General features: G+C 43.3%; 12 protein-coding genes. 8 read left to right on the forward strand and 4 right to left on the reverse strand.

Features of this window, described 5'->3' with window-relative positions; translation table 11 throughout:
• Positions 1–110 precede the first annotated feature (110 nt).
• Positions 111–386 carry a UDP binding domain-containing protein gene (locus SD31_RS19880; protein WP_262506531.1) on the reverse strand — a complete coding sequence of 92 codons (276 nt, stop codon included), beginning with the start codon at positions 384–386 and terminating at the stop codon, positions 111–113.
• Positions 356–1,492, reverse strand: a complete 1,137-nt coding sequence (locus SD31_RS04550) for a nucleotide sugar dehydrogenase (RefSeq protein ID WP_262506532.1) — start codon at positions 1,490–1,492, stop codon at positions 356–358. Before SD31_RS04550 ends, SD31_RS19880 begins: the two co-directional genes overlap by 31 nt.
• 149 nt (positions 1,493–1,641) lie before the next feature.
• Here SD31_RS04550 and dnaG point away from each other — a divergent pair, with 149 nt between their 5' ends.
• From dnaG to SD31_RS04565, 3 genes are read left to right on the forward strand one after another with little or no spacing between them, the layout of a single operon-like run.
• Positions 1,642–3,627, forward strand: a complete 1,986-nt coding sequence (gene dnaG, locus SD31_RS04555; RefSeq protein WP_039053270.1) for a DNA primase — start codon at positions 1,642–1,644, stop codon at positions 3,625–3,627.
• Positions 3,628–3,630: 3 nt separating this feature from the next.
• Positions 3,631–3,984 carry a YraN family protein gene (locus tag SD31_RS04560; RefSeq protein WP_039053271.1) on the forward strand — a complete coding sequence of 118 codons (354 nt, stop codon included), beginning with the start codon at positions 3,631–3,633 and terminating at the stop codon, positions 3,982–3,984.
• Between the two features lie 19 nt (positions 3,985–4,003).
• Positions 4,004–5,062, forward strand: a complete 1,059-nt coding sequence (locus tag SD31_RS04565) for a glutaminyl-peptide cyclotransferase (protein WP_231561172.1) — start codon at positions 4,004–4,006, stop codon at positions 5,060–5,062.
• 41 nt (positions 5,063–5,103) lie between these two features.
• Here SD31_RS04565 and def read toward each other — a convergent pair whose 3' ends face one another.
• Positions 5,104–6,327 carry a peptide deformylase gene (def, locus tag SD31_RS14925; protein ID WP_052258652.1) on the reverse strand — a complete coding sequence of 408 codons (1,224 nt, stop codon included), beginning with the start codon at positions 6,325–6,327 and terminating at the stop codon, positions 5,104–5,106.
• An 84-nt stretch (positions 6,328–6,411) separates the two neighbouring features.
• Between def and ruvX the strand changes: the two genes are divergently transcribed.
• Both ruvX and ybeY read left to right on the forward strand, forming a co-directional pair.
• Entirely contained in the window at positions 6,412–6,825 is a 414-nt protein-coding gene (ruvX, locus tag SD31_RS04580) for a Holliday junction resolvase RuvX (protein WP_039053272.1), read from the forward strand.
• 3 nt (positions 6,826–6,828) lie between these two features.
• The gene (ybeY, locus tag SD31_RS04585) at positions 6,829–7,263 is read left to right on the forward strand and encodes an rRNA maturation RNase YbeY (protein ID WP_039053273.1); all 435 of its coding nucleotides are present in this window, start codon (positions 6,829–6,831) and stop codon (positions 7,261–7,263) included.
• A 63-nt stretch (positions 7,264–7,326) separates the two neighbouring features.
• Here the strand turns inward: ybeY and SD31_RS04590 are convergent, their stop codons facing one another.
• Positions 7,327–7,746 (reverse strand): nucleoside-diphosphate kinase, encoded by a 420-nt coding sequence (locus tag SD31_RS04590; RefSeq protein ID WP_039053279.1) that lies wholly within the window; start codon positions 7,744–7,746, stop codon positions 7,327–7,329.
• A gap of 128 nt (positions 7,747–7,874) precedes the next feature.
• On the opposite strand from SD31_RS04590, the gene SD31_RS04595 reads away from it, so the two are divergent.
• The 3 genes from SD31_RS04595 (at position 7,875) to SD31_RS04605 (ending at position 11,082) form a co-directional block, all read left to right on the forward strand.
• Entirely contained in the window at positions 7,875–8,723 is an 849-nt protein-coding gene (locus tag SD31_RS04595) for a 4-hydroxy-3-methylbut-2-enyl diphosphate reductase (protein WP_039053274.1), read from the forward strand.
• Between the two features lie 71 nt (positions 8,724–8,794).
• On the forward strand, positions 8,795–9,823 hold the full coding sequence (gene hemH, locus SD31_RS04600; protein WP_039053275.1) for a ferrochelatase: 1,029 nt from the start codon (positions 8,795–8,797) through the stop codon (positions 9,821–9,823).
• On the forward strand, positions 9,784–11,082 hold the full coding sequence (locus SD31_RS04605) for a metallophosphoesterase (protein WP_410528233.1): 1,299 nt from the start codon (positions 9,784–9,786) through the stop codon (positions 11,080–11,082). Before hemH ends, SD31_RS04605 begins: the two co-directional genes overlap by 40 nt.
• Positions 11,083–11,567 lie beyond the last annotated feature (485 nt).

Here is an 11,567-nt window from a genome sequence, read left to right on the forward strand (position 1 = left end):
AAACAATGATTAGCTTGTAAAGTCATTGGTWAATGGTTASAGTTTAAGGGTAATTAAAACGATAAAAAGGTCGAAGGTAATATATTCGATTCACTTTTATGTTTTTTATTTCATCCAATAGCATAATAAATAAATCCAAGAGCTTCCATCTCTTTACGGTTGAGCAGCTTACGTCCGTCAAAGATGAAGGCCGGTTTCATCATATGCTCTTTAATACGTTTCCAGTCGTAATCCTTAAATTCATCCCATTCAGTGAGGATGGCTATGGCGTGCGCATCTTTGCAGGCCAGATAAGGGTCTTTTTCTACGGTTACTAAGGTTCTATTTTCTTCCGAAGGACGAGAGTTCAGGTTGTCTAGGTCAATAAAAACTTTTTCTGCCGGCACCTTAGGTCATAGACCGAAATGTTGGCCAATTCGTTGAGCAGATAGTCCGCCACGTAGATAGATGCAGACTCTCTGGTATCGTTAGTATCTTTTTTGAAGGCCCAGCCTAATATGGCAATCTTTTTACCGTTGACCGTGTTGAAAAGGGTCTGGATAATGTTGTCGGCGAATCGGTGTTTTTGGTGGTCGTTCATGATGATGACCTGTTCCCAGTAGTCCGCCACTTCGTGAAGGTTATAGCTTCTGGCGATATATACAAGGTTCAATATATCTTTTTGGAAGCAAGAGCCACCAAACCCTACAGATGCTTTCAAAAATTTAGGGCCTATACGCGAGTCCATACCTATGGCTTTGGCAACCTCGTCCACATTGGCGCCAGTCTTTTCACACAGCTCCGAAATGGAGTTGATAGAAGAGACGCGCTGTGCCAAGAAGGCATTTGCCGTAAGCTTGGAAAGTTCTGAAGACCAAAGGTTGGTGGTCAGTATTTTATCTCTATCCACCCAGCGGGCATAAATGTCCACCAACGCTTGGATGGCATCTTTGTTTTCACCTCCTATCAACACTCTGTCTGGTTCGAGCAGGTCTTTGATGGCTGTTCCTTCTGCCAGAAATTCGGGATTGGACAGAATGTGGAAGTTTACGCCGGTACCCGTGTTGTCCAAGATACTTTTTAGTGCTGCTGCCGTACGTACTGGCAAGGTAGATTTTTCTACGACGATTTTGTCGTTTTTCGCTACATGAGCAATCTGTCTTGCGCAGAGCTCTATATACTTCAAGTCCGCTGCCATCCCCTTTCCTCTACCATAATTTTTGGTAGGGGTATTCACGGAGATGAAAATCATATCGGCCTCATCTATGGCTTTGTCGATGTCGGTTGAGAAAAAGAGGTTTCTGTTGCGGCACTCTCCTACGATTTCAGCCAGTCCTGGTTCGTACACCGGAATGTTGTCCAAATTGTCGTCGTTCCAGGCCGCTATACGTGCAGCGTTAACATCCACTAATGTGATCTGTATATCAGGACACTGCTTAGCGATAACGGACATGGTAGGGCCACCAACGTAACCGGCACCAATACAGCATATTTTCTTTATTTGAAAAGCCATTTTGTTGTTTTTGATATTACTAACAAAAGTAATAAATGTTTGTAAGTACTTTTCACATAGAAGTGTTATAAAATGTTATTTCGCCCTAAATATGGGGGATAATTTCTAAATTTGAGGAAAAGCGCGTCGAACATCAAAGGAGAATTATCTTGATAGCAAAAGAAACCATAGATAAAGTGCTAGATACCGCCCGTATTGATGAGGTAGTAGGAGATTTTGTGGATTTAAAGAAACGGGGAACCTCTTTAATCGGGAAATGTCCCTTCCATAATGAGAAGACGCCTTCCTTTCACGTTTCCGTTTCTAAAGGTATTTACAAATGTTTCGGGTGTGGCGCGGCAGGTGATGCAGTGAAGTTTGTCATGGAGCTGGAGAAGTTCTCCTATCCGGAGGCTATCCGCTATCTGGCCAATAAATACCATATCGAAATTGAGGAGGTAGAACGTACGCCGGAACAGATTGCCGCGCAAGATAAACGTGAGAGCCTTTTTGTGCTAAGCCAGTGGGCAAGCAAGTTTTTTAAAGAAAATCTATGGGAGACGGAGTTAGGACAGTCTATTGGGTTGTCCTACTTCAAGGAGAGGGGTTACAGAGAAGATATAATAAAGAAGTTTGAGCTAGGCTACTCTCCTGACCAATGGACGGCTTTGGTAGATGAGGCTAAGAGGGCCGGCTTCCAGAGTGAGTATCTTAAAGAGATAGGCCTTGCTATAGAGCGAGACGACCATTCGCTGTACGACAGATTCAGAGGGCGTGTTATTTTCCCTATCCATAATCTTACGGGGCGGGTGATAGGTTTCGGCGGGCGGACGCTCAAGACCGACAAGTCTGTTCCGAAATATGTCAATTCACCAGAGTCCGAGATTTATCATAAATCGGATGTCCTTTACGGTATCTATTTTGCGAAGAAGGCTATTATGGATGCCGACCTATGCTATCTGGTGGAAGGGTATGCCGACGTCATAGCCATGCATCAGGCCGGCGTAGAAAATGTGGTAGCTTCCTCGGGAACCTCCCTCACTACGGGGCAGATAAGGCTGATTTCACGCTTTACGAAAAATGTTGTCATCCTCTACGATGGGGATGAGGCGGGAATCAAAGCGTCCTTGCGGGGTACCGATATGCTTTTGGAGGAAGGACTTAACGTAAAAGTTTTGCTTTTCCCGGATGGCAATGACCCCGATTCTTATGTCAAGCAAGTAGGCTCCGCAGCCTTCAAAGAGTATATAGAACAGCATCAGGAAGATTTTATCTTCTACAAGACTCATATTCTACTTAAGGACGCACATGACGATCCTATCAAAAGAGCGGAAGTTATCCGAGAGGTTGTGCAAAGCATCGCTTTGATTCCTGATGAAATCAAGGTTTCTCTATTTATACGTCAGTGTAGTACGCTGTTGGATATTGAGGAACGGGTGTTGCTGTCAGAGCTCAACAAGATGCGTATCAGCAAGGCTCGTTCGCAAGAGAAAAAGGCGCAGGCTGCATCCAAACAGGGGGCGGTGACTGTCAGCCCGCAGGAGCCTCCGGCGGATCTTTTCCTGACGGACGAAGAAAGAGGAGTGGGAGGCAGCAACGAGCCGACAGTGGCCACTTCGTTTACCTCCGACATATTGCAGGAAAGAGAAATCATACGCATATTATTGAACTATGGTCAGGAACTGGTGACATGGGAAGGGGACGGAGATACTCCTGTAGCGCCCTATCTGCTGGGAAGTATTGAGGATGTGACCTTTGAAGATGCTGCTTCAGCAAAAATTGTGGAGGAGTTCAGAAGGAAGGCCGAAAACTTCGAGGTGCCGGATGCAAAATACTTTGTCTCCAGCCAAGATCCTGAGGTGTCGGCATTGGCTATAGACTGTGTGGCCAGCAAGTATGAGGTAAGCCCGAAGTGGAATGATGAGAAGCGTAAGATCTATGTTTCACAGGAAATAGAACATCTCAAAGACTTGGTCATACAAGCAATCTACAGGATTAAAAAGCGTAAGTTTGAACGGGAAATGTTTCGTGTGCGGGAAGAGCTGAAGAAGAATCTTTCTCCAGAAGATATGGAGATAGAGCTGCACAAATACCAGAAGTTGAAAGAAGCGGAGAAGATGCTGGGACAGCTGTTGGGCAATACGGTTGTCAAATAGATTATGGCTAAACATCTGGAAAGCGGAAAATACGGAGAGCAGTTGGCAACCCGATATCTGGAAGGTCAGGGGTACAGCATACTTTTCGTCAACTGGCGTTACAAACGTTGGGAAATTGATATTGTGGCTAAGGAAAGGGATGTTTTGGTCTTTGTTGAGGTGAAGAGCCGTAGCATGACGTCTTTTGGAGAGCCTGTGGATTTTGTGGATCAGAAGAAGAGACAACACCTGCAGGAGGCTGCCGAAAATTTTATCGAACAGCAAGGGTATGAGGGCGATATACGTTTTGATATTGTTTCGGTATATTTGGCGGACGGCAGGGTAGAGCTTATCAAAGATGCTTTTTGGAATGATTAACAGGAAATAACAAAGCAATATGAATATCAGATATTTTGCAGGAATGGCGTTGTTAGGGGTGTTGGGTGTTTTCGGATGTAAATCCACAAAGGGGAAGTTCGAGTTTATTCACCCTGAGTCAGGTACAAGGGTGGCTTTCGGAGAGGTTGTAACCCTAAAGCTGAATATTCCTTTCAACAGTATAGATTCTGTGGTGTACTCGGTGGATGGAGAAGTTATTGCCCGAAAGACAGACACCACTAGTGTACAGTTAGACACTAAAAACTATGGCTTCGGAGACCGCTCTCTTTCTGCTAAGGTGTATGCTGAAGGTAAGGAAGATATAGCATACAGCAATATTGTGGTGCTGCCGGGAGCCGCAAAAAATTATGGGTTTGAGGTGGTAAACAGGTACCCGCATGACACCAAAGCTTATACACAAGGTCTGCAATATGCCGACGGGGTTTTGTACGAGACTACAGGACAGCCGAGCATGTTGGATGGAATAGTGACCTCTCTACGCAAGGTAAACCTTAACACAGGTGAAATTATCAAAATCGAACAACCGAATGAGGATTTCTTTGGTGAAGGGATGACCATAGTGGGTGATAAGATTGTATTTTTGACCTGGGAGCATAACAAAGGGTTTTTTTACGATAAGAATACCTTTAAAAAGATCGGTTCCTTTGAGTATGGCAACAGTCGAGAAGGATGGGGACTCACTTACGATGGCAGCCGTCTTATCAAGTCGGATGGCAGTAACAAGCTGTATTTTCTGAATGCACAAACCGGAAAAGAAGAAGGGTTTATTGGGGTGTATGATGAGAACGGCCCTGTTGCCAATCTAAATGAACTGGAATATATTGAAGGAAAGGTGTATGCTAATGTATACGGTCAGGATATTATCGTTATTATCAATCCACAAAACGGTATGGTCGAAGGAAGGATTAATCTTGTGGGGCTTTATACGGAGGCTGAAGGGAGAAAACAGACGGACAATGAGCTTAACGGCATAGCATATGACGCCAAAGGTAAACGTCTTTTCGTTACCGGAAAACTGTGGCCACAACTATTTGAAATCAAACTAATAGAACGATAAACACAATAAAAAACGCCGACAGAATCAGTCGGCGTTTTTTATTAGGGTCTTACTGCTTGCGGATTTATGGAAAACTGAATTTTATCGTTTAGTGGGACATCAGGGTTTTTCTCCTGTTCTTCTAGGCGGTCCGGATAGAGTATACCGTAGAGATGGTCTACTTCGTGTTGGAAGATAACAGCGGTAAAGCCTTCTATGTTTTCCTCGATGATATTACCCTTTTTGTCCCAGTATTGTAGACGTATGGCGTAGCTGCGTTTCACGTTTTCTCTTCTGTCGGGGATAGAGAGGCAGCCTTCCGCCCCTAGCCGAGTAAGTTTGGAGCGCCAGATGATTTTAGGGTTAATGTAAAATTCAAACGGCTCGCCGGCTTTGTCGAAACGTTGCACCCAGATAAGGTTTTTGTTGACACCTACCTGTGGCGCGGCAATACCTACGCCGGGATGATCAGGATCCTGAACGGTAAGCAGCATTCTTTTTTCCAAGATTTCCAACAGAGGGTCGTCGACCTTCACGTCTTGGGAGGGCGTGCGCAGGACGGCAAGTTCTTTTTCATCCGTAACCTGATATACATGCATCTTGCTTTCTTTATCTCCACTGAGGATAATAGCTTTTTCTTTATCTGTAAATCCTTGTGCCATATTTTTATTTACGGGTCTTTCGTTCTTTGGGCCGACATATTTCTTTTCGCCGGCTAATATTTTCTGATAGATGGTGTTTTCTGCCGGAGGCTGAGGACATCTGTAGCCGGAGCTGTATGCGCAATAAGGGTTGTATGCCTTATTGAAGTCTATGACAATCTTGTTGTCTTTGATGGTCGAAGCATCCAGCTCGATATAACGTCCTCCACCGTAGGTTTCTTCACCGTTTGTCAAATCCAAAAAGGGTAAAAATAAATAATCTTTGTATTTAGGGTTTTGGAGTAGGGAAACACTCTGATAGGCGGTAAGCGTAGTTTTTTCACCGTTGAGTTCGAACTCTAGCAGGGCGAAGCGTTTGTATTCGTTGCTGGTGCCGTCGTAGGTAGGCATGCGGAAGGAAGGTTCGTTAAATAAATAATTCACTTTCGCTTCCACGACATACTTTTTGTCTGCCGGAAAATAAGATAGATATTGTACATTCTCCTTGCGCAGAGGGCCGTAGGCGTCCTGTTCGAGCTGTGTTTTGATGGTTTTGCGGTATTCTTCGATCTCTTTCTCATACGATTGAGCCTTCACAAAAGAGGGAAGGAAGATGATGAGAACAAATAAATAAAGTTGTCGCATAATGATTGTATAATAAATTCTACCAAAGTTATAGATTTTTATCCTCAAAATGGAATCGTACCTTTGTTAAAATTTTGGAAGCCTATGCGATTGATGGCCTTTGACTATGGAACCAAACGAATTGGTATTGCGGTGTCGGACCCGCTGCAAATAATAGCAACGTCCCTGACTACGATACATCCTGATGAGGTGTTTACCTTTTTGAAGGAATACCTGAAAACCGAACAGGTTGAAACTTTCGTGGTAGGGAAGCCACTGCAGCTGGATGGTACAGCATCAGAATCGGCACAGCATGTGGTAGGATTTATCCGCAAGTTACAGAAGGAATTTCCGTCGATTAAAGTGGTGGAGGTGGACGAAAGGTTTACATCCAAGATGGCATCTTCGGCTATTGCCCAATCGGGTATGCGCAAAAATAAAAGACAAAGTAAGGCGTTGATCGACACGGTGTCGGCGACAATTATCTTGCAATCATATATGGAATCAAAAGGTTTTTAAATAATGGCATTAAAGGATATCTCTTTTTTTAGTGAGGACATTGACTTCACCTTAAAAGATAAAAGCAAAATAAGAGCTTGGATAGGAGAAACTGTCAAGGCGGAAGGTTTCAAGCGTGTTGCCGAGCTGAATTTTATTTTCTGTTCGGACGCCTATCTGCTGAACATAAACCAGCAATACCTTAATCATGACACGTATACCGATATTGTCACTTTCGACAATTCGGAGGAGGAAAATGTTATTGCGGGCGATATCTTCATTTCGGTGGAGCGTGTGCGCGAAAATGCAGAGAAGTTCGGTGTTACTGAGAGAGATGAGCTGCATCGCGTGATTATCCATGGTGTGCTACACCTATGCGGGTATCTGGATAAGAAAAAGGAAGATAAAGAGCTGATGACCTCTAAGGAGGACGAATATCTGGGAAAAAGAAATTTTTAAATGTTTTGTAACAAAAAGGACAATCTTTTCGGATTGTCCTTTTTTGCTTATGCGGATTTCAAATTAGAATCTTTCGAATTGCGAGAAGAAGAAGTTACCTTCGATTTCTGCGTTTTCGTCAGAGTCAGAACCGTGAATAGCGTTAGCGTCGATAGATTTTGCGTATTTATTGCGGATAGTACCTTCTGCTGCTTCGGCAGGGTTGGTAGCACCGATTAATTTACGAAAATCTTCAACCGCATTTTCTTTCTCTAAGATAGCTGCGACGATAGGTCCTGAAGTCATGAAGCTTACTAGATCGTTGAAGAAAGGTCTTTCTTTGTGTACTGCATAGAATTGACTAGCAGCTTCTGTTGACAATTTAATATATTTCATTGCCACGATTTTGAAACCGCCGGCAATAATGTCATTTAAAATAGCGCCGATGTGACCATTTGCTACTGCATCTGGTTTGATCATCGTAAAAGTTCTGTTCGTTGCCATACCTTGTTTTCTCAAATTTTTTGCAAAGGTAAAGATTTTGAAAAAATATAAAGAAATATTAAATTGAATGTTTTTTAGTTATTGGTCCAAACTTTTTTGATAAGACGGCAATTTAGTAACTTTGTAATATGTCAAAAAATCTGCAGGTTACGATCGACAAAGATTCGGGGTTCTGTTTTGGTGTGGTATACGCCATAGACATGGCCGAAGAGATTCTAGAACAAGACGGCTATCTGTATTGTCTGGGAGATATTGTGCATAATGATGAAGAGGTGGCGCGGCTTAAGGCAAAGGGACTCCGTATCATTAACCATGACGTTCTTCCTACCTTGCAGAATGAGAAGGTGCTGATTCGTGCCCATGGAGAGGCACCCGAAACGTATCGCATAGCCTTGGAAAATAATATTACCCTTATTGATGCTTCCTGTCCGGTAGTGTTGAAGCTGCAAAACCGTATCAAGACCTCTTACGATGAGAATGAGAAGATTCTTATTTTCGGTAAGCATGGCCATGCCGAGGTTATCGGTCTGCAGGGACAAACCAATAATGAAGCTATCGTTTTCCAAGATTTAGAAGAGCTCAACAGTATAAATCTACCTCAGTCGTTTACTTTATATAGCCAAACGACCAAAAGTGTGGACAAGTTTTACGAAATTAAAGAAGAACTTATCAAGAGAGGGTATGACGTGAAGGCCAATGATACCATCTGTCGACAAGTATCCAACCGTTATGAGGATTTGGGTGATTTTGCCAAGCAGTATGACAAAATAGTCTTCGTGTCCGGTAAAAAATCATCCAACGGCAAGGTGCTTTATGATGTATGCAAGTCGGCCAATCCCAATACTTACTTTGTTTCCGGACCGGAAGAGCTGGATGAGACACTTTTCGCTGAAGGAGATACAGTGGGTATTTGTGGTGCTACATCCACCCCGATGTGGCTTATGGAAGATGTGAAAAGAGCATTGGAAAACTTCTAATACCCGTCATGTCATTATCATTTTCGATAACTCTACAAGGGGGCTTATAAATAATTTTTATTTTTGTGCCAATGAATTATCAAGGTAAAAAAGGTGTTCTTTTGGTGCAATTGGGGACTCCTGATGCTCCTACTACACCTGAGGTTAGAAAATATTTGACCGAATTTTTGATGGATGGTCGCGTGATGGATATCCCTGTCTTGGGTAGAAATCTTTTGGTGAAAGGTATTATCGTACCTAAGCGGGCTGCGCAGTCGGCAGAGACCTATAAGACCATCTGGCATGAAGAGCACGGATCGCCCTTGATGCACTATTCGCAGCTACAGAAAGAGCTGCTACAGCAGGCGTTGGGAGAGGAATATCATGTAGAGCTCGCCATGCGCTATCAGAACCCTTCTATAGCTTCAGCCTTGAAGAAACTGGAGGGAATGCTTTTGGAAAGCCTGACTGTAATACCATTGTTTCCGCAATATGCATCGGCAACGTCGGGCTCGGTAATCGAAAAGGTGATGGAGATTGTCCGCAGCTGGCAGTACATTCCCAAAATATCTTTCGTTAGCAGCTTCTGTGAGGATGACCTGATGATCGAAGCTTATGCCGAAAATGGCATGAAACATGATGTTAATTCTTTCGATCATATATTGTTCAGCTATCACGGTTTGCCGGTGAGGCAGTTGGGGAAGGTGGACCCTAGCGGCAGCCTGAAGTGTCCGGATTTCGGATGTACGGGATGTAAGAAAGAAAGGAATCCGTATTGCTATCTTTCCCAATGTTATGCTACTTCGCGGGCTATCGCCAAGCGCATAGGCATCACTGAAGAGCGCTATACGGTATGTTTTCAGTCCCGTCTGGGTAAGACGCCATGGATACAGCCTTACACCTCGGATACCTTACATGAGCTGGCAAACAAAGGAGTGAAAAGATTGTTGGTATTTAGCCCGGCTTTCGTGTCAGACTGTATAGAGACATTGGATGAAATTCAGGTAGAGTACGCCAACGAATTCAAAGAGCTGGGAGGTGAAGAGGTGGTGATGGTGGAAAGTTTGAATGATAATCCGAAATGGATTCAATCCTTGAAGCGATTGGTCCTTTCCAACTGAGATTGATGATGTTAGTATTTAACGCTATATTGCTTTTTGTCCTCGATTTCTATATCTTCTTTTCTCTTCGGTCGACAAAAATCAGGTTCGTCAGAGAGAAGTGGTTCGGTATAGTGTGGTGGGGTTACTCTATAGCTTTGCTCATCGGCCTTTTCGTTTCGCTTAAGTATAATATTCCTCTTATTTACCGCTCTATGATTCTTGTAGCTTTCTTTTTGACGGCGGTAAGCAAGTTTATTTATGTGCTAGTGCTAGCGATAGATGATCTGCGAAGAGGAGGTATTTGGCTTTCTAGGCTTTTAAGCGTAAATCCTAAAAAATCCGTTGAAGACAATCTGGAAGAGCTGGAGAAGCCTTTGCCGGAGACGGAAGATCATTCCAACAAGATTTCTAGGTCCGAATTTTTGCTGAAGTCGGGTATTGTGGTGGCTTCTTTGCCTGTATTTCCCTTGGCATGGGGTGTCCTTTCTTCGGCATATGATTATGAGGTGCGCTACCAGAAGTTGGTGCTTCCAAATCTTCCTAAGGCGTTTCATGGTATGCGCATAGCCCAGATTTCGGATATACATTCCGGTTCATTTTATAATAAGAAAGCCGTGTTGGGAGGTGTGGAGATGCTGTTGGGAGAAAAGCCGGATATGATTTTCTTTACGGGAGATCTGGTAAACCATGTTGCCAGCGAGATGCGCAACTATCAGGATATCTTCGCAAAGTTGCATGCTGACCTTGGGGTCTATTCGGTACTAGGGAACCACGATTATGGAGACTATTTCTATGGTAAGGAGGACAGTCCTGCTAAGCGCAGAAACCTGCAAAAGCTTATAGATACCCATAAGGTGATGGGATACAACTTGTTGATGGACGAGCACAGAACCATCAAGGTAGATAATGAAGAGATTGCCGTGGTAGGCGTACAAAACTGGGGTACGGGCCGCTTTCCTAAGAAAGGAGATCTGAAGAAGGCTTTGGCCGGGACAGAAGAAAAGGCGGTGAAGCTGCTGTTGTCTCACGATCCTTCGCATTGGAGAGCTCAGGTGTTGGATACCGATGTGGATGTGATGTTTGCTGGACATACACACGGCATGCAGTTTGGCGTACGTGGTGAGCATTATCAATGGAGTCCCGCTAAATATGTGTACAATGAATGGGCGGGTTTATATACCGAAGGGCACAAGCAGCTCTATGTAAATGTAGGGTACGGATTCCTCGGATATCCGGGTAGAGTAGCATTCTGCCGGAAATTACTATCTTCGAATTAGTAAGAGCTTAAATAAAAAAGAGGCCATTTCAGCCTCTTTTTTATTTCTACATTGCACACAAAAAGTAAATCCTCCATACTGATATAGGAGTTGGTTTGATTCAGTTGCTTCAAACACATTTGGTTTATAGTGTGTGATTGCTTAGAAGGAAAACCTTAAAAGAAAATTTCTATTTCTTCTATCCTTAGCCCGAAAAGTAAGTTCTCCTGTGGTCTTATCCTCCTTTAATAAATTTTCTTGTCTTAGTATTTTGTAAATTATACATTAATCCTTCAGGATGTAATAGCTAAATATTGGTTATGAATCGATTCTGCTAGATAGGAAGACTATCGATTAGAATTTTAAAAGGAAGGAAATTAAAGGATCAAAAAGGGAAAACAAAAAACTAAAAAAATTCCCCGAAAATTTTCGGGGAATTTTGTTTACGTCGTTGGAAGTTGAATCGGAAATCTGTCTGTTTTAATCCGAGCAATTCCCATCTGGTC

The sequence above is a fragment of the Sphingobacterium sp. T2 genome, assembly GCF_000814685.1.
Taxonomy (GTDB): domain Bacteria; phylum Bacteroidota; class Bacteroidia; order Sphingobacteriales; family Sphingobacteriaceae; genus Sphingobacterium; species Sphingobacterium thermophilum.

Excerpts from the sequence above, each read along its gene's own strand:
- def (WP_052258652.1), bottom strand. The coding sequence starts at position 6,327 with ATGCGACAACTTTATTTATTTGTTCTCATCATCTTCCTTCCCTCTTTT.
- ruvX (WP_039053272.1), top strand. The coding sequence starts at position 6,412 with ATGCGATTGATGGCCTTTGACTATGGAACCAAACGAATTGGTATTGCG.
- hemH (WP_039053275.1), top strand. The coding sequence starts at position 8,795 with ATGAATTATCAAGGTAAAAAAGGTGTTCTTTTGGTGCAATTGGGGACT.
- SD31_RS04590 (WP_039053279.1), bottom strand. The coding sequence starts at position 7,746 with ATGGCAACGAACAGAACTTTTACGATGATCAAACCAGATGCAGTAGCA.
- ybeY (WP_039053273.1), top strand. The coding sequence starts at position 6,829 with ATGGCATTAAAGGATATCTCTTTTTTTAGTGAGGACATTGACTTCACC.
- SD31_RS04565 (WP_231561172.1), top strand. The coding sequence starts at position 4,004 with ATGAATATCAGATATTTTGCAGGAATGGCGTTGTTAGGGGTGTTGGGT.
- SD31_RS04550 (WP_262506532.1), bottom strand. The coding sequence starts at position 1,492 with ATGGCTTTTCAAATAAAGAAAATATGCTGTATTGGTGCCGGTTACGTT.
- SD31_RS04605 (WP_410528233.1), top strand. The coding sequence starts at position 9,784 with ATGGATTCAATCCTTGAAGCGATTGGTCCTTTCCAACTGAGATTGATG.
- SD31_RS04560 (WP_039053271.1), top strand. The coding sequence starts at position 3,631 with ATGGCTAAACATCTGGAAAGCGGAAAATACGGAGAGCAGTTGGCAACC.
- SD31_RS04595 (WP_039053274.1), top strand. The coding sequence starts at position 7,875 with ATGTCAAAAAATCTGCAGGTTACGATCGACAAAGATTCGGGGTTCTGT.